The organism is Lutibacter sp., from assembly GCF_041596795.1.
In the GTDB taxonomy this organism is placed as follows: Bacteria; Bacteroidota; Bacteroidia; order Flavobacteriales; family Flavobacteriaceae; genus Lutibacter.
Genome location: NZ_JBFHHX010000034.1, coordinates 1 through 19,691 on the forward strand (window position 1 = coordinate 1; position 19,691 = coordinate 19,691).

Consider the following 19,691-nt stretch of genomic DNA (forward strand, 5'->3'; position numbering starts at 1 on the left):
GCCATCATTTCTGGTGATTCATCATATTCGCCAAAAGCATTTGGCAAACCTGCATTTGGATGCGCAGATATTTTTAAATTTGAATTTTTTGCCAATACTTCTAAATGTGGTGTTAATTGTTTGGCACCTAAGGCACAATTAAAACCAACGGTTAATAAAGGAATATGAGCTACTGAAATTAAAAATGCTTCGGCGGTTTGCCCAGATAAAGTTCTTCCACTAGCATCGGTAATTGTACCACTTAGCATAATTGGAATATCAATATTTCGCTCGTCCTTCACCTCTTCAATGGCAAAAAGCGCTGCTTTTGCGTTTAAAGTATCAAAAACGGTTTCCACCAATAATAAATCAACTCCTCCATCAATTAATGCTTCAACTTGTTGTTTGTAGGCAATTCGTAAATCATCAAAAGTTACAGCTCTAAAACCTGGATCATTTACATCGGGCGACATACTTGCTGTTCTATTTGTTGGCCCAATTGAACCTGCTACAAAACGAGGTTTACTTGGGTCTTTTTTAGTGAATTCATCTGCTACTTCCTTTGCAATTTTTGCCGACTGAAAATTTAATTCATACACAAAATTTTCCATTTCATAATCTGCCATTGCAATGGTAGTACTTGAAAAAGTATTGGTTTCAATAATATCAGCACCTGCTTCCAAATATTTTGCGTGAATTTCTTTAATAGCTTCAGGCTGAGTTATAGAAAGCATATCATTATTTCCTTTTACTGAAATATGAAAATCTTTAAATTTTTCACCTCTATAATCTTCTTCAGTAAATTTATACTGTTGAATCATAGTTCCCATAGCACCATCAAGCACTAAAATTTTATGTTGTAATATTTTTCTGATGTCTTCCATTTTAAAATTTTTACATAAACATTATTTTTTGGAAGTTATTAAGAAGTGATACTTTTTAAGTATGTATGTTATCTGTCCATAAAATATGGTAGAACGTAGCACCTTCTTTAGTTTTAAAGGGTTGCTAAGGCTTCAACAGGTCTATTCCCTCTGCCTTTCTTAATAACTAATTGAAATGTTTATGAACTTAACGGCAAATATAATACAATACAATTTTAAAATGCAACCTTACTAGTTTTTTTATGAATTTGGCAGATTTACATTAATTGTAATACGAGTTCCATTATTTTTTTCACTATTAATAAAAATCCTACCGTTTATGTAGTTAATTCGCTCTTTCATAAAGAACAATCCCATTCCGCTTTCGCTTTTGGTTGCTGTTAATTTTTGAGGATCAAATCCTTTACCATTATCATCTATAACAATGCTTAACAACTGATCTGAATGACTGATGGATATTAAAATATAATTTGATTCTGCATATTTTAAGGCGTTGTTAACTGCTTCTTGTACAACCCTATACAAATTGGTTTCAACTAAAGAATCGAATCTACCTTTAAAATTGGTTTTATTTTCAAACAATACCATTTTACCTGTCAACTCTGAAAGCCTATCTGCTAATTTTTGAATGGTAGGTACTATACCGTAATCTATTAATTCTGATGGTGTTAAATTAAAAGTAACTGTACGTACCTCCTTTATTAAATTACCTAGCAGATCTTTTAATCGTGCAACTTTTTGTGAGGTAGCTTCAGGATTTTCAGCATTTATAGATTCTATGTTAAATTTTAGCGCTGTTAACATTTGACCAATTCCGTCATGAATATCTTTTGCAATTCTTTTTCGTTCTTCTTCTTGCGCTTCAACAATTTGGCTAGCCTGATTTTTTTGAAGATCTACCTGCTCTTGGAATCGTCGTTCATTTAACGAGTCAATCACTTTTTGCGATTCTTTTCGTCGGGTAATATCATTGCACAACACCAACACTCTCTGATTTGAGTTTAACTGATTCATTGGAATAATTGACATTTCCAACCACAATTTTTCGCTATTTTTGGTAAGTACCTGCAATTCGCCCACCCAAATAGAATGTCGTTTTCCTTTTAATAATTCTTTAATGGTTTGCTGTTCTCCTATCTCTAATTGCAACAATTCTTCAAATTGCTCCTGCACTTCTTGTTTTTCAACACCCAACAAAGTGTTAAATTTTTTACTCATATGCACAACAGTACCATCTTGGGCTATACTTGCAAACAAGGCCGCATTATCCAACGCATAATTTAACCCTTGTAATTCTTGTAATGATGCTTCTTTGGCAATATATAATTCTTCTATTTTTTGAGCTTTTGTTTGAGCTTCTTTTCGCGCAAGCACCAAATCACCTATTACCTTTTTTATATGAATTGAAATAGGTTTGAATAAAAATAATATTTCAAACAATAAAATAAGTAACGAAATAAGTAATAAAATGTATTCTTTTTGCTTTAATTTGGCTACTTTTTGCTGACTTATTGCATCGTATTTAAACACAATCTCGTCCATTTTATGTAAAAAACTGCCCTCAACAAGTTCTAATTCATTTAATTTATCATCTATTAACAACGCTGAATCTTGAGTATTTTCAACAACAATTGTATAAATACTATTGCAAATTGTTACAATTTGATTGTGATCTTTTTCAACCTGATTAAATAACTGTTGAAATTCTTGATTTGAACGAATTAAATTTCGAAGTTCACTAAATTCGTTTTGAAAACTAACATGAGCATTTAAAAAAGTTTGGTTGTCTTTTTTAATAATTGCTACATGTTCTAAACGCTCTTTTTTGGTTGTAGCATTGTTTAAATACAATACTTCTTTTACCAATTTTTGACTCAACATACGCTGCCTACCAGCAATATTTACAATTCGAGAATCGTTTAATTGAGAATTTAAGTGTTTTTGAATTAATATTTGAGCAATAACAATAGATGCTGCAATAAGCAAAAAAGCCAATAAATACAACCTTCTAAATTTTAAAAAGGTAGAATTATCTATTGAAATGCTATTGCTTTCTTTACCCATAAAAAGTTGTTAAATTTAACTCAAGGCCTTTGTAATTAAAGCCAATGCCGTATCAGTCAATTTTAATTCTAAAGCTGCTTTATGTCCTTTTTCCGACATTTTTTTCCAGGTTTTTTGAACAATATCAATCAGTTTTTCTTCTGAATATTTTTCTGAAAATTTTAAAAAGTAATATTCTAAAAACACCAAACAAACTACATCTTCTAGCGTTTGTGTATCAGCATTTTTTTTCAATTGTTTTTTTAACAATAAAAATTCAACATCAGCAATTGTTTGCGCATCATAACCAACGCTTTTTAAAATTTCTGAAGCTTTTTTAGCGTGAAAATCTTTTAAATCTTGTCGCCATTTTAAGTAACCAACACGATTCATTTCATATGAATCACGTGGAATTTCCCATCTACAAATATGCTGACAACGAACCGTTAATTGTAATGCTTCAGATGAATTTGGAGCAAATTTATTCAACTGCTCCGTCATTCTCATCGCATATAATAATTCCTTTGGAAATTCCTTTCCTTCAAAATTTTCTGTATTTGGATCTGATGAATTTGCTTCATCAAATAATTTTATTGCTTTATTGAATTTTTCTGATTGCATCTTGGTTGAATAAAAAACCAAATCTATTCAGAAAATCCGATATACACAAAGTTGTCTTCAATTTTAACCGGATAAGTTGCAATAGCAGCTAAATCTCCGTTTAAATTTTCACCTGTTTCTAAAGAAAAAGTTTTTTTATGCAGCGGACAAGCAACTTTAGGGATACCGTTTTGATCTCCAATCATTCCTCGAGACAATACATTCTCTTTTTTATATGGAGAAAGATTTTGACAAGCATACCATTTACCCCTACGTTGAAAGTTAAAAACGGCTATTTGCTTGTCTTTATATTTTACACAAACGCCACCATCTTTTGCAAAAGCGTCAACAGGAGCAGCCTTAAACCAAGTTGTAACTTCACTTTCTTTTACTGTTTTATATTTTGGCTCAATTGTTTCCATTGTAGTTTATTTAAGTTAATTGCTTCAATATTTTTATCAGATTCATTTATTACAAAATCTTAATCCCAAGCCGAAGGATGTAATTGTTCACGCATTGGCACAAAAACAATATTGTCATCGGTATCTGGAGAATTCACAAAATGCCTAAATTTAGCCACAATATCTTCATTTTCAATAGCTTGTTTCCATTCACATTCGTAAGCATCAACTAACCCTTGCATTTCAGCTTCTAACTCTGCAGCAATATTTAAACTGTCGTTTATTACAATATTTTTAAGTTCTTCAATACCACCATCTAATTTTTCAACCCAAGTTGAAGTTCGCATTAATGGAGCCGCAGTTCTAATATAATACATCATAAAACGGTCTAAATATTTGATAACAGTTTCATTATCTATCTGTTCTGCCAATAACAATGCGTGTTTTGGAGTAGCACCACCATTACCACCAACATATAGGTTCCAGCCTCCCTCAACAGCTATTAAACCAAAATCTTTACCTCGAGCCTCGGCACATTCGCGAATACAACCTGAGACACCTCCTTTTATTTTATGTGGAGAACGCAATCCTTTATACCTGTTCTCTAATTCAATGGCAAAGCCAACACTTTCGTCCATACCATATCTACACCAAGATGAACCTACACAACTTTTAACTGTACGCAACGATTTTCCGTAAGCGTGACCACTTTCAAAACCTGCATCAATTAACTCTTTCCAAATAGCAGGTAAATCATTTAATAGCGCTCCAAATAAATCGATACGTTGACCACCTGTAATTTTTGTATACAAATTGTATTTTTTAGCTACCTGACCAATTACGATTAATTTATCTGGCGTAATTTCTCCACCAGGAATTCTTGGCACTACAGAGTATGTACCGTTACGTTGAATATTCGCTAAAAACTTATCGTTTGAATCTTGGATAACTTCCTCTTTATTAGGCGTATCATTGTACAAACTCGCAAAAATAGAAGCAACTAAAGGTTTGCAAATTTCACATCCATCACCTTTTCCACAAGTATCAATTGCCTCATCAAAAGTGGTAATTTTTTTAACTTTTAATATGCCGTATAACTGCTGACGTGTATATTCAAAATGCTCACAAATATTCTCTTTTACCTCTCTACCCAATGATTTTAAGGTTTGATTCACTAAATCAACCACCATTGGTTTACAACCTCCACAACCAGTTGTTACTTTTGTTTTGGCAATTACTTCTTCTAAACTATTGCAACCATCATCTTTTATAGCACCACAAATAGCACCTTTGGTAACACTTTCACAAGAACAAACCTGCGCAGCATTAGGTATATCCATAGCACTTCCAAACGACTTACCTCCTTCACCTCTACTACCAATAATTAACTCTTCTGCATCTTCAGGAATTGGTAGTCCGTTTAAATATATTTGGTGAAACATATTATAATCAGACGCATCGCCAATTAAAATTCCTCCTAATAATTTTTTTCCGTCATGACTAACGTTAATTCTTTTATATAAATCTTTTGTTTTGTTTTCAAACAAGATTGAATATCCTTTTTCAACAGGCATAAAAGGCTCACCAAAACTTGCCACATCAACACCTATTAATTTTAGTTTTGTTGACATATCAATATCTGCACTCATTAAAGTTTCGGTTTTACCCAAAATTTGATCGACAGCAACATCAGCCATTTCGTAGCCCGGAGCAACCAACCCGTAAATCATATTATTATATAAAGCAACTTCACCAATAGCAAAAATAGACTCGTCGTTGGTTTGCATTTTATTATTTACAATAACACCTCCACGAACACCCATTGCCAAATCACATGTTTTAGCTAGTTCATCACGTGGTTTAATTCCGGCTGAAACCACCAACATTTCCACATCAATTTTATCGTATTCACCAAACTCCATTCCCGTAATAGCATCATCTCCCAAAATTTTATTGGTAGCTTTAGACAAGTGAATACTGATACCCATAGTTTCTAATTTGTTTTTCAACACATTACTACCACGCGTATCTAACTGTCTTGGCATTAATTTAGTTGCAAACTCAACAACATGAGGTTCTAAACCCATATCCATAACAGCCTTTGCAGCTTCTAACCCTAACAAACCACCCCCTAAAACGGCAGCTTTTGCTTCAGAGTTTTTCTTTTTAAGTTCAGCAGCATAACTCATCATCCCCTCCAAATCTTCAATAGTTCGGTACACAAAAACCCCTTTCTTTTCAATTCCTTTTATTGAAGGAACAAAAGGTGAAGATCCTGTTGCCATTACTAGGTAATCGTATGAATATGTTTTTTCATTAATTGTAGATATGGTTTTTGAAGCTCTATGAATATCCGTAACACGTTCACTGGTAATTAACTCAATATTATTTTCTTCATACCAAGAACGCGGTGCCATTTCCAATGCCTTTGCATCACCATTCTGAAAAAACTCACTTAAATGAACGCGATCGTACGCAGGTCTTTTTTCTTCACCAAAAACGATTATTTTAAAATTCTTGGCTGCTTCTTTAGCCACTAATTTTTCACAAAATTTGTAACCTACCATTCCATTTCCTATAACTAAAATTGTCTTCATACTATTAAAATTTAAGTATCATTTGACAAAACTACGTATTTTTACTTAATATAACTACGTATTTTTAAAATATTTTACGTATTTTTGCCATAAATCAATTTAAGCACTTAAAAAACAAGGAATGAACACTATAAAAAACAATCCAAAAGTAACCTTAGTAGGTGCAGGACCAGGAGACAAAGATTTAATTACTTTAAAAGCTATTAAAGCCATAGAGCAAGCAGATTTTATTTTATATGATGCACTTGTAAACAAAGAAATTTTAGCCTACGCAAAAAAAAATACCCCAACATTATATGTAGGAAAAAGATTTAACAACCACGCTTTTAATCAAAATGAAATAAACCAACTGCTGGTTGACAAAGCCTTTAAATATGGACATGTAGTACGTTTAAAAGGCGGTGATTCATTTGTTTTTGGAAGAGGAAGTGAAGAAATTGACTTTGTAGAATCATACACAATTGAAACTGAAATTGTTCCAGGCATAAGCAGCGCATTGGCAGTACCTGCATTACAAGGAATACCACTTACAAAAAGAAATGTAAACGAAAGTTTTTGGGTAATTACAGGAACAACTTCAAACGGAGAAATTTCAAAAGATATTTCTTTGGGTGCTCAATCCTCTGCTACTTTAGTCATATTAATGGGACTACGTAATTTTTCACTAATAATTACTGAAATCAAAAAATTTAGACACAAACATACACCATTTGCAATTATTCAAAATGGATCACTTCCAAACGAATCCATCTCTATTGAAACCATCAACAACTACAAAAACGTTATTGATAAAATAGACTATACTTCTCCAGGAATTATTGTTATTGGTGATGTTGTTGCAGAACATAGCGCATTTTTAGATGAAGAAATTCAACGCGTATTGAATGGCTCTTTTTAAATTTTAACGATATATAAAATTATTCTTTTGTTTTTTCAGTTATTCAAAATTGAATTCGTAAAAAATTATATGATTCATAAAAACTACGTAAATTACGTAGTTTTTATTTTTTAATTACGTATTTATACTTACTTTTGTTTCGTAAAACTTTAGCATTATGAAAACAATTAAACTAGAAAAGTCGACAAAATTAGAATTATTAAATTTTAAAAGCATTGCAACTAGAACCTTTTGGATTACTTCCATAGCATTTTTTCTTTGCTTTTTTGCATGGTTTGGTATTGTACCTTTTATGCCCGATGTAGTAAGAGATTTAGGATTAACACCTGATCAAAAATGGAATTCCATTATTTTAGCGGTTACAGGAACTGTTTTTGCGCGTTTACTTATTGGTAAACTTTGCGACAAATACGGTCCAAGATTGGTTTACACCTGGTTATTAACTCTTGGAGCCATACCTGTAATATTAATAGGTTTCTCGCAAACACCCTTGCAATTTTTAATTTGCCGATTATTTATTGGTTTTATTGGCGCATCTTTTGTAATCACGCAGGTACACACCTCTATTATGTTTGCTCCTAACGTAGTTGGAACAGCTAATGCTACTTCTGCAGGTTGGGGAAATTTAGGTGGTGGCGCTAACCGACTTGGAATGCCAATTATTGCAGCAGCTGTTGTTAGCTTTGGAATTGCTGAAACTGATGCTTGGAGATACTCAATGGTAATTGCCGGAGTTACTTGTTTTATTATGGGAATTGTGTACTTTTTCTTCACAAAAGACACTCCTAACGGAAACTTTAAAGAATTAAGAGAAAAAGGAGAACTTTCAGTTTCTAAAAAAGATCAGGTTGGGTTTTTAGAAGTTTTAAAAGATTACAGAGTTTGGATTTTATTTGTAGTATACGCAGCCTGTTTTGGAATTGAATTAACAGTTTACGGAACAATGGACGATTACCTACAAAACACTTTTCAACTAGAAAGAGTTACCGCAGGTAATATTGTACTATCATTTGCTTTGATGAACATTTTTGCAAGAACGTTAGGTGGCTTTTTTGGAGACCGTTTTGGAAAGAAATTTGGTTTAAGAGGTCGCGTATTATTTTTAGCTGCCATTCTAGCCATAGAAGGTATTATGTTAGCTACTTTTTCCAGCATCAACATATTATCTGTAGCCATTGCATTTTTAGTTGCATTTAGCTTAACGGTACAAATGGCTGAAGGTGCAACATTCTCTGTAGTTCCATTTATTAATAAAAAAGCCATAGGCTCCATCTCTGGCATTGTTGGTGCCGGCGGAAATGTTGGTGCATTTTTAGCAGCTATGTTGTTAAAATCAAAATCTGCAGTTGCCGAAAAAGCAGCAATTGTAGCCAACGAAGGTTTAGGTGCCGAAGCCATTCAAGCAGCACAATCTGCCGCTTCTTCTTCAGCAGTATCAAGTGGATTTTTCATCATTGGAGGCTTAATTGTTGTTACTTCAGTAATCACCTTAGCTATCAAATTCTCAACAGAAGATGAAACCGGAAGCAGTGAAGCTTACAAAGAACCAAAATTGGTTTTAGCCGATAAATAACAACAAACAATAGTCACCTAAAGAACAAATATGAAATTTAAATTTATACTATTTACGGTAGCTGTCTTTACATCAATTACCAGCACCGCTCAATTCTCGTTAGACGGTGAATTGCGACCAAGAACTGAATACAGAAATGGTTTTGGAGAAATTATTACTGACGCTTCTGAACCAGGTTTTGGAACCTCAACAAGAGCACGTTTAAACTTTGGTTACAAATCGGAAGGTTTTGACACCTACATAAGCTTACAAGATGTTATGGTTTGGGGCGAAAACAGACAATTAAAACCTGAAGACGACAACAATTCATTTGCTATTTTTGAAGCTTGGGCAAACTTAAAATTAGGCGCTAGCACATCCGTAAAGTTAGGTCGCCAATCCATTGCGTATGACGATCAACGAATTATGGGAGGCGTAGATTGGACACAACAAGCTCGTAACCACGATGCAGCTGTTTTAAAACACAAAAAAGGATCTTTTCTATTTGATTTAGGATTAGCCTTCAATCAAGATTACAACAACCCATCAGGTTTTATTAGCGCAGGCAACAATTATGCAACTACTGGGTTTTTCTCTTACAAAACTATGCAATATGGTTATTTAAAAAATAGTTGGAACACCTTTTCAGGAAGTTTATTAGCTATGAATAATGGTTTTCAAGAAACTGGTGATGTAAGTTATTTACAAACTATTGGAACACATTTAACTTACAAAAAAGCAAAATTTGGAGCTGAGGCAAACCTATTTATTCAATCTGGAAAAAGACAGGGCGATGTTGATGTAAAAGGAGCTTACTTAGCTAGTTTAGATTTTTCATACAAGGCTTCTGACAAGGTAACTCTTGGATTAGGAACTGAAATTATTAGCGGAAATGATGGTGGAGCTGGAGAAACCGGAGCTTTCTTCCCTCTATACGGTACAAACCACAAATTTAATGGGGTTATGGATTATTTTTACGTAGGTAATCACGCAAATTCAGTTGGTTTGGTTGATATTCACGCAAGCACTAATTTCAACCTTGGAAACAATGCCAGCTTACTAGTTCAAGCTTTAAACTTTTCGGGAGAACAAGAATTAGCTAGTGGCGAAAAATCATTAGGAACAGAAATAGACTTAGTTTTTTCTAAAAAATTCAAAGGATACACTCTTGTTGCAGGATATTCTCAAATGTTCGCAAACGATGGTATGTACGAACTAAAAGGTGTAGCTGAAAACGTAGCAGCTAACAGCCAAAACTGGGCTTGGGTTATGCTTGTAATCAAACCAAAGTTTTTATAATAAATTTAATTACTCCCTCCATAAAAATACCTCATTACGTAAAACTAATGAGGTGTTTTAAATTACGTATTTTATACGTATCTTCGTATTACTAAACATTCTTATTTTGAACGAACAAATTTCAATTGTACTAGTAGACGATCACGCTATTGTGCGCGATGGTATAAAATACTTATTAGAAGAAGAAAAAAACCTAGTTGTCATTGGCGAAGGATCTAATGGTTTAGACGCTATTAAATTGGTTGAAGAAAAACAACCAGATCTTCTTATTATTGATGTTAGAATGCCTATAATGAGCGGTATTGAAGCTTTAAAAATCATCAATAAAGACTCCGTAAAAATTAAAGCCATTGTACTTTCTATGCACGATTCGGAAGAATATATCTTAGAATCTATTGATGCTAAGGCAATGGGCTATTTATTAAAAGATTCTAGCAAAGCTGAGATTTTAAAGGCAATTTATACGGTTTATAATGGCGACAAATATTTTAGTGGCGATATTAGCAACGTAATTGTTAACAACTTACTTAAAAAGTCGGACACCCAACCAACCGCAACAAATACTGAAACCAATTCAGCTTCAACCAATGAAAGCCATACACTTACCAAGCGAGAAATTGAAATATTACATTTAGTTTTATTGGGAAAAACCAATAAGGAAATTTCAGAAGAATTAAATAAAAGCAAAAGAACTATTGAAACTCACCGATTTAACTTAATGAAGAAGTTAGACGTAAAGAATTTAATAGAACTTTCATCAGTAGCCAAGGAATTAAATCTCATTTAAATTGAACTTCAAAAAAATTATTTAAATAAATACGTATTTATATACGTATTTATACGTATTTTTTATTATTTTTGTTGTATCATTACATTTAAAAATACGTAAGTATGTCAATATCAAAACCACATAAAACTATCTGTTCCTATTGTGGAGTAGGCTGTGGAATATTAGTTAATCAAGATTCTAATGGTAATATTTCTGTAACAGGTGATCCAGATTATCCTGTAAACAAAGGGATGCTTTGTTCCAAAGGGATGAATTTAAATTACGTAGCACAAGATACATCTGATCGTATTTTGTATCCTGAAATGCGCTGGAGCAAAAACCACCCTTTAAAACGTGTAAGTTGGGATACTGCTTTTGACAGAGCCGCAGCGGTATTTAAAAGTATTATTGATAAACACGGTCCCGATAGCGTTGGTTTTTATGTTTCTGGTCAATGTTTAACCGAAGAATACTACTTAGTTAATAAGTTAACCAAAGGTTTTATTGGCACAAATAATATTGATACCAACTCACGACTTTGTATGAGTTCGGCTGTTGTTGGCTACAAAAAAACACTGGGCGACGACAATGTTCCCATTAGTTATGAAGATATTGAACTAGCTGATACTTTTTTAATTGCGGGTGCAAATCCTGCGTGGTGTCACCCTATTTTATTTAGAAGATTAGAAAAACACAAGGAGGAAAATCCGAATATAAAAATTGTTGTGGTTGACCCTAGAGTTACACAAACAAGCTCAATTGCAGATTTACATTTACAAATTAATCCGGGCACCGATGTAGTTCTTTACAACGCCATTGCTCGTCGATTATTTGAAAGAAACAACATCAACAATTACTTTATAAAACACCATACAACAGGTATAGATAATTATAAAGAACTTGTTTATAAAACATCATTAAAAGACGCTGCAGCTATTTGCGGGGTTGAATTAAATGACATAAAAAAAGCTGCAGGTTACATTGCAAAAGCCACTGGATTTATTTCTATGTGGACAATGGGATTGAACCAAAGTGTTATTGGTGTTGATAAAAACATTGCACTTTTAAATCTTTCGTTAATGACTGGGCACGTTGGAAAACCGGGTTCAGGACCATTTTCGTTAACTGGTCAGCCAAACGCAATGGGCGGACGAGAAGTTGGCGGAATGGCAAATTTATTAGCTGCTCATAAAAACTTATTGAACGAACAAGACAGAATTGATGTGGCTAATTTTTGGGGAAGTAATCCTATCTCTCCAAAACCAGGCTTAACAGCAACTGAAATGTTTGACGCTTTGGATAGCGGAAAACTGAAAGCAATTTGGATAATTTGTACCAATCCAGTTGTAAGTTTACCCGATTCTAACAAAATAGAACGTGCTTTGAAAAAAGCAAATTTTGTGGTTGTTCAAGATATTTCACATAATTCTGAAACCACAAAGTATGCCGATTTATTATTGCCTGCCGCAGGATGGATTGAAAAGGAAGGTACTATGACTAATTCTGAAAGAAGAATTAGTTATTTACCAAAAGTTATTGATGCCCCTGGAGAAGCCTTACCTGATGCAGAAATTTTATGGAAATTCGCCCAAAAAATGAATTTCCAAGGATTTGATTACGATAATGTTAGTCAGGTTTACGACGAACATTGTTTATTAACCAAAGGAACAAATATTAATATTTCGGGACTTTCACACGCTCGATTAATTGAAGAAGGAAGTTTTCAATGGCCTGTACCACATTCGGCACACCCTGGAACACCTCGTCTTTTTCTAGATAGACAATTTGAAACTCTTGATAAAAAAGCACATTTTAACACGCCAACTCATATTTTAAATCAGTCTGAAAAACTTTCAAAAGATTTTCCATTGATTTTAACTACAGGTCGTATTAGAGATCAATGGCATACCCGAACTAAAACCGGAAAAGTTAACCGATTAAACACACACATTCCTGCGCCATTTTTAGAAATGAATAGAATTGACGCTATGGAGCGCAAAATTAATAATGGCGACATTGTTACTATTTCTAACAATCGTGGAAATGTACGCGTAAAAGTAAAACTTGGTTTTGACGTAAAAGAAGGCGTGGTTCATTTACCAATGCACTGGGGCGAAATTAAAGGGAATACTTTTGGAAGAGCCAACAACTTAACCAACAATTTAATTGATCCTGTTTCAAAAGAACCAGACTTTAAATATGCGGCGGTTCAAGTGGCACGACATACTAAAGAAAAGCAAAAAATATGTGTAATTGGTGCTGGAGCAGCTGCTTATCGCTTTGTTCACACCTACAGAGTACAAAATGAAATTGATGAAATTTCCGTTTTTTCAAAAGAAGAAAATCCATTTTACAACAGAGTTTTACTTCCCGAATATGTAAGTGAAGACCTTACTTGGGAACAACTTTTGAAATTAAAAAAGGGAGAAGTTGAAAAACTAAAACTAGATCTTCATACCGGAGTTGAAATTGAAAAAGTAAATTCTGAAGAAAAATATATTATAGACAGCAACAAGGTAAAACATCATTTCGACTTGTTAATAATGGCTACCGGAAGTAGAGCTTTCGTTCCTAAAGATGCACATTTACAGTTACCTGGTCGTTTTACAATGCGAAACAAATCGGATGCCGACAATCTTCGTAATTATTTAAAAGGAACTGGATTGCCTGAAAACGAACAACATGTAGTTATTGTTGGAGGTGGTTTATTAGGATTGGAATTAGCCGCTTCACTAAAAAAGAAAAACATAAACATTACCATTGTACAACGTGCACCACGTTTAATGGAACGTCAGCTAGACCGCGTGGCAAGTACCTTATTAGCTGAAAATGTACAAGAACGAGGGATTCAAATTTATTTTGATAACGAGGTAAGTACGGTGTTTGAAGATGATATTGCACCAAACAGAATTTCAATTTCATTAAAAACTGGTAAAATAATTAACGCCAACGCTATTGTATATGCTATTGGAACCTCACCAAACATTGAACTTGCAAGAGGTGCTAACTTAGCCCACTCAAGAGGTGTAATTGTAAATCAATATTTACAAACTAGCGACCCTACAATTTTTGCTTTGGGTGAAATTGCCGAGTTTGAAAATCAACTTTTTGGAATTACTTCAGCTGCTGAACAACAAGCTGATATTGCTGCAAAGTTTATTTTAGGCGACTACAACAGCATTTATAAAGGCTCCGTTTTAATGAATATTTTAAAGTTTGAAGACCTTGATTTATGTAGTATTGGTATGGTAAGCACACCTAAAAATGATCCTTCGTATGAAGAAATTATTTTAAAAGATGTTTCGCAACATTTCTACAAAAAATGTATTGTTAAAAACGACCTATTATTAGGTGCTGTTTTAATGGGTGATAAAAATGAATTTGCCGAATTTAAACGCTTTATTGAGGATAAAATAGAACTATCAGAAAAACGAACGGAACTACTTCGAGGGAAAAGCAACTCAGTTCCTGTAATTGGAAAATTAGTGTGCTCTTGCAGTCAGGTTGGTGATGGAAATTTAATTGAAGAAATAAAAAAAGGATGTAAAGATTTTAATGAATTGTGCTCATCTACTGGCGCTGGATTAGGCTGCGGAAGTTGCAAACCAGAGGTTCATGAAATTTTATTAAAAAATAAATAAGTAGCATTATGAGAAGTAAATTGCAACGTATTTTTATTAAAGGTGGTGTTTTATCGCCAGGTGAGTTAAAACAAATAATTAAAATGGCTGAAAGTCTTGGCTTGTCTACTATTAAATTTGGTTCTCGTCAAGATATTTTATTTCCTTATAAAGAAACCAACAAAGAAATAACCGATCAATATCCAAACTTTGTTATTGACAACAGTTTAAAACGAAACTACCAAAACATTGTTTGTTCGTATGTTTCGGCTGATATTTTACCTTCAACAGCGTGGTTAAAAGGTTCTACGTATTTATATATTTTAGAGCAATTTAGGTACACTCCTACCTTAAAAGTAAATATTACTGACCCAAAACAACAGTTGGTTCCTTTATTTAATGGACAAATAAATTTTATCGCTTCAGAAAATGAGGATTATTGGTACCTGAACTTAAATTTACCAAATTGGGGTGGCGAGGTAGATTACCCTGTGTTGATTTACAGTTGGGACATTCCTAAAATTGCTGAAGCTATTGAAGAGTTTTATGAAGAAACCACCGATATTAAGCTACTTTTCGATTTAATCAATGAAAAAATTGAAACAAATAACAAGACTTACGATACAAAATTAGACATTCCTTTTCACCCTTTTCCTTATTACGAAGGAATGAATAAAATGGGTGTTAGCGAATATTGGTTAGGTTTGTATTGGAGAAACAACGAATATGACCTAACCTTTTTAAAAGAATTTTGCGATTTCTGTTTAGAAAGTCGTGTTGGTAAAATTTGTATAACACCTTGGAAATCATTTATTATAAAAGGATTAAATAAAAAATACAAACTAGGTTTAGAAAAATTATTAGGAAGAAAAGGTATAAACGTTCGTCATTCTTCTTTAGAGTTAAACTGGCACTTGCCTGTAGATGACAAAGAAGCGTTGGAATTGAAAAAATTTATTGTCCGCAACTTTGACCAAAACGATATTAGTACTTACGGTTTAACCTTTGGAATAGACGACCGCGAAAATAGAGAAACGTATTTTACTTCAACAGTTATAGAAAAAAACAAAGTCCCAACTATAGTAAAAGACTTTCAAATTAGACCAACGTACAATTTATTATATTGTAAAAACTTCAACCCAAATACCAAGGCATATATTTCATACGCACAAGATGTTGATAAAATGGAATTACCTGGTTTATTAATGGAACTAAGTAAATTGTATTTTGAACATTTAGGTGAAGAAACCGATGCAACCGATAAAGAAAAAACAACTGAAACAAAAGCTGCTAAAGAAGTATATCAATGCTCAGCATGTATGACAGTTTACGACAGCGATTATGGCGACTCAATTGCCAATATAGAAAGTGGTGTTTTGTTTGAAAATTTACCTAGCAACTATAAATGCTCGGTGTGTGAAGCCTTAAAAGACACTTATAAACTGGTAAAAATTTAGTAAAACCAAAAAGTATTAAATTAAAAAGCAGGTGCTTTTTTAGTTTTAAAACAAACCCAGTACTTTTTAAACACCTTAAATTATACTATTTTTAATTGTTTTACTATTTTATTAAATATTTTTTATTAATACTCTATTTTAAAAAAAATAAATTCAACAATCTCATTGTTTTTATAAATATTTTATACATTTATAAAAATTTGAAATTTGAAAAACATACTCAAACTCCCGCTATTTTCGTCTTATGAATTTGATTCAAATTTTTATGATGAGCTATTCATAAAAAACAATGAAGTAAGAGATATTTATAAAACCCTGTTTAAATTATTTAGCCAACATTCTGTTTCTGAATTTGACCAGCTAAATAACAAGGCAAAAGATTCCTTTTTTAACTTAGGAATTACTTTTCAGGTTTATGGTGAAAATGAAGTTCAAGAACGCGTTTTTCCTTTTGATTTATTTCCTAGAATTATAGACCAACAAGAATGGGCAACTATAGAATCGGGTGTTTTACAGCGAAGTAAAGCCTTAAATCTTTTTTTATGGGATTTGTATCATGAACAAAAAATTATAAAAAACGGCATTGTTCCTTTAGAACTCATAAGTTCATCTGTAAATTTTTTATCACAAATGAAAGATGTAAATCCACCTGAAGGAATTTACAATCATATTTCTGGAACAGATTTAATTAAACATTCTGATGGCAATTATTACGTTCTAGAAGATAATATTCGATGCCCATCTGGGGTAAGTTATGTAATTGGAAACAGAACTGCAGTAAAACACGCATTGTTTGGGGTTTTTAACAAATACAACACACAAAGGGTTGTAGATTATGGCGCTAATTTATTAGAAATAATGGAGTCTGTAAAACCAAAAGGTGTAGACAATCCAGTATGCGTAATTATTACTCCTGGAGTTTATAATTCTGCTTATTATGAACATACTTTTTTGGCAAAACAAATGGGTATTGATTTAGTAGAAGGTAGAGATTTATTTGTAGAAAATGACTTTGTTTACAAACAAACTATTTACGGTCCGGAAAAAGTAGATGTTATATACCGAAGAATTGACGATTTATTTATTGATCCATTAGCATTTAGAGCTGATTCTGTTTTAGGAGTTCCAGGATTATTTTCAGCCTACAAAAAAGGAAATGTTTGCTTGGTAAATGCACCAGGTACAGGAGTTGCTGATGACAAGGCAATTTATACATATATGCCAGAAATAATAAAATATTATTTAGGTGAAGACCCAATTTTAAACAATGTTCACACATACCATTGTAGCCGAAAAAACGAATTAAGCTACGTATTAGATAATATAGATAAATTAGTGGTAAAACCTGTAGATGAATCTGGTGGTTATGGAATTTCAATTGGAAACAAATTAACAAAAGAAGAAATTAAACAGGTACAGGAAACCATTAAAGCAAATCCAAGAAAATATATAGCACAACCAATCATGTCATTATCTACACACCCAACTTATATTGAGGATAGTGAATCGTTTGAACCAAGACATGTTGACCTAAGAACATTTACTTTGTTAGGAAAAGATAAGGATTATGTTTTAAAAGGAGGACTTACAAGAGTTGCGCTTAGAAAAGGAAATTTAGTAGTAAATTCATCTCAAGGTGGCGGTTCAAAAGACACCTGGGTTTTAAAATAAAAATGCATATATGTTAGCAAGAGTAGCAAATAACCTATTTTGGATGGGAAGATATATAGAACGTTCAGAACATTTGGCGAGATATTTAAATGTTAATTATTTCTCTTCCTTAGACGCTCCAACAGAATTGTCGCAATCCAGACAATTTGTGTTAAGATCTATAATGTATATGGCAAACAATGAAATTGTTGATAAAGACATTAAACTAAAAGAAGAAGATGTTTTATACAACGTAGGTTTAAATCCAGAAAATCAATATTCAATTATTTATTCTTTTAGTTGCGCCCATGAAAATGCCAAAAGTTCTAGAGATCTTATTTCTACCGAACTTTTTGAATCACTTAACAGAATAAATCATAGTATTAAAGGATATTCTCCTGAAGCATTTGTAAAAAATGGATTGTATGATTTTACATCTATGATAACTCAATTTACATCCGAATTAAGAAGTAAAATTCAAGGCACTCTTTTACATGATGAAATTCATGCCATTATAATGTTGGGTGTTTATTTAGAAAGAGCTCTTCAATTAACACGCATTATAAATTCAAAATGTAGTGATTATTCTGCAGAAGAAAAGCTATATAAAAACAAAGCAGATACAAACCACCAATGGTCTACATTGTTAAAATGCGTAGCATCATATGATATGATGAGACGCTTTTACAAAAAAACACCAACCAAAATTACAACATTAGAATTTTTAATTTTAAATTCAGAATGCCCACGATCAATTATTAATTGTTTAAATCAAATTGATAAAAATATTTCCATATTAGCAAAAACACAAAAAATAACGAAAGATTCACCTGTCTTTTTAATTGGTAAATTAAAAGCTGAATTTGAGTATAAATTAATAGATGAAATTGATGACAATATTGAAAGTTTTATCAGTAATTTAATTACTAAACTAGTAACAATTGGTGAAAAACTAGAAGAAAATTATTTTAAAATTTCTGACCATAGTTCAAAAACAAAACCTGTAGCGCAAGAACAATAAAAAAAATTAAATAGAAACGTTATTACTCTTTAGCCGGTCTAATATCAACAGACACTTCCATTATATTTTTTCCAGAACTATAGGTAACACCTTTTAAAGGAGGCACATCTAAATAGTCTCTACCATGTGCAACCACAATGTGCTGGTTTTTTGGAATTTGATTATTTGTTGGATCAAAATCTACCCAGCCAACAGTTGGAATATAAACCGAAAACCAGGCATGAGAAGCATCGGTTCCTATTAATTTCTCCTTACCTTCTGGTGGTAAGGTTTCAATATAACCACTTACATATCTGGCTGGAATTCCAACCGAACGAAGGCATGCAATAGCTATTTGAGCAAAATCCTGACAAACACCTTTTTTCTCTTTCATAACAACATCTAAAGGTGTGGCAATACTTGTAAAACCAGACACAAAATCAAAATCAGTAAAAATACGCTCCATCAATTCAAAAGAAGCTTCATATAAAGAACGTTTTCCGCTAAATGAAATTTTTGCATACGCCTTAATTTCTTCCAAATTAATTGAAATTAACGGCGATTTTAATATAAACTGTTTAGCTTCAAAAACCTCATTATCAAAACCTTTTAACCATTCTTTAGTCTGTTTTACAGTAACTTTTTTATAAGGTTTTAATTTAAAAATCTGCTCTTGTTCTTCATAATTTCTATACACACGGCTTTTGGCAGTTACTTCTAAATCCTCATGATATTCTTGTATAGAAAATCGGGTTATGGTGTTTCCAAAAAAATCGACTCTTTCAGAAAATTCATTAGGTGAAGGACTTATTTTTAACTTATAATTTAAAAGCTGCTGACCTAAACAATTTTTAGGTTTTAAGGTTGCTAAATTATGGCAAAAAGAAGCTCCGTTCTCATATTTATAACGTGTAGTATGAATTATTTCAAAAACCATTAATA

At 32.6% G+C, this 19,691-nt stretch carries 14 protein-coding genes and 1 riboswitch; of the genes, 8 read left to right on the forward strand and 6 right to left on the reverse strand.

Annotated elements, in window-relative coordinates; translation table 11 throughout:
• The 5 genes from ABY298_RS06120 to nirB all read right to left on the reverse strand — a co-directional run.
• A partial coding sequence (locus tag ABY298_RS06120) for a homocysteine S-methyltransferase family protein (RefSeq protein WP_372745126.1) occupies positions 1-863 on the reverse strand: 863 nt, incomplete at its 3' end.
• A gap of 65 nt (positions 864-928) precedes the next feature.
• Positions 929-1,032: riboswitch (SAM riboswitch) on the reverse strand.
• Positions 1,033-1,103: 71 nt separating this feature from the next.
• Entirely contained in the window at positions 1,104-2,927 is a 1,824-nt protein-coding gene (locus ABY298_RS06125) for an ATP-binding protein (RefSeq protein WP_372745127.1), read from the reverse strand.
• Positions 2,928-2,942: 15 nt separating this feature from the next.
• Positions 2,943-3,527 (reverse strand): DUF4202 domain-containing protein, encoded by a 585-nt coding sequence (locus ABY298_RS06130; protein ID WP_372745128.1) that lies wholly within the window; start codon positions 3,525-3,527, stop codon positions 2,943-2,945.
• Positions 3,528-3,550: 23 nt separating this feature from the next.
• Complete coding sequence (gene nirD, locus ABY298_RS06135; RefSeq protein WP_372745129.1) at positions 3,551-3,928, reverse strand: nitrite reductase small subunit NirD; 378 nt, start codon at positions 3,926-3,928, stop codon at positions 3,551-3,553.
• A gap of 59 nt (positions 3,929-3,987) precedes the next feature.
• The gene (nirB, locus tag ABY298_RS06140) at positions 3,988-6,504 is read right to left on the reverse strand and encodes a nitrite reductase large subunit NirB (protein WP_372745130.1); all 2,517 of its coding nucleotides are present in this window, start codon (positions 6,502-6,504) and stop codon (positions 3,988-3,990) included.
• Between the two features lie 121 nt (positions 6,505-6,625).
• On the opposite strand from nirB, the gene cobA reads away from it, so the two are divergent.
• The 8 genes from cobA to ABY298_RS06180 all read left to right on the forward strand — a co-directional run bounded on the left by cobA (position 6,626) and on the right by ABY298_RS06180 (position 18,770).
• Complete coding sequence (cobA, locus tag ABY298_RS06145; protein WP_372745131.1) at positions 6,626-7,402, forward strand: uroporphyrinogen-III C-methyltransferase; 777 nt, start codon at positions 6,626-6,628, stop codon at positions 7,400-7,402.
• A gap of 157 nt (positions 7,403-7,559) precedes the next feature.
• A complete protein-coding gene (locus ABY298_RS06150) occupies positions 7,560-8,975 on the forward strand; it encodes an MFS transporter (protein ID WP_372745132.1) in 1,416 nt (471 codons plus the stop codon).
• Between the two features lie 30 nt (positions 8,976-9,005).
• Positions 9,006-10,253 carry an alginate export family protein gene (locus ABY298_RS06155; RefSeq protein WP_372745133.1) on the forward strand — a complete coding sequence of 416 codons (1,248 nt, stop codon included), beginning with the start codon at positions 9,006-9,008 and terminating at the stop codon, positions 10,251-10,253.
• A gap of 106 nt (positions 10,254-10,359) precedes the next feature.
• The gene (locus tag ABY298_RS06160) at positions 10,360-11,040 is read left to right on the forward strand and encodes a response regulator (RefSeq protein WP_372745134.1); all 681 of its coding nucleotides are present in this window, start codon (positions 10,360-10,362) and stop codon (positions 11,038-11,040) included.
• Between the two features lie 104 nt (positions 11,041-11,144).
• Positions 11,145-14,663 (forward strand): molybdopterin-dependent oxidoreductase, encoded by a 3,519-nt coding sequence (locus tag ABY298_RS06165; RefSeq protein WP_372745135.1) that lies wholly within the window; start codon positions 11,145-11,147, stop codon positions 14,661-14,663.
• 8 nt (positions 14,664-14,671) lie between these two features.
• Positions 14,672-16,099 carry a rubredoxin gene (locus ABY298_RS06170; RefSeq protein WP_372745136.1) on the forward strand — a complete coding sequence of 476 codons (1,428 nt, stop codon included), beginning with the start codon at positions 14,672-14,674 and terminating at the stop codon, positions 16,097-16,099.
• A 207-nt stretch (positions 16,100-16,306) separates the two neighbouring features.
• Complete coding sequence (locus tag ABY298_RS06175; protein WP_372745137.1) at positions 16,307-17,770, forward strand: circularly permuted type 2 ATP-grasp protein; 1,464 nt, start codon at positions 16,307-16,309, stop codon at positions 17,768-17,770.
• A 10-nt stretch (positions 17,771-17,780) separates the two neighbouring features.
• On the forward strand, positions 17,781-18,770 hold the full coding sequence (locus ABY298_RS06180) for an alpha-E domain-containing protein (protein WP_372745138.1): 990 nt from the start codon (positions 17,781-17,783) through the stop codon (positions 18,768-18,770).
• Between the two features lie 22 nt (positions 18,771-18,792).
• Here the strand turns inward: ABY298_RS06180 and ABY298_RS06185 are convergent, their stop codons facing one another.
• Positions 18,793-19,686, reverse strand: a complete 894-nt coding sequence (locus tag ABY298_RS06185) for a transglutaminase N-terminal domain-containing protein (protein ID WP_372745139.1) — start codon at positions 19,684-19,686, stop codon at positions 18,793-18,795.
• Positions 19,687-19,691: the final 5 nt, after the last annotated feature.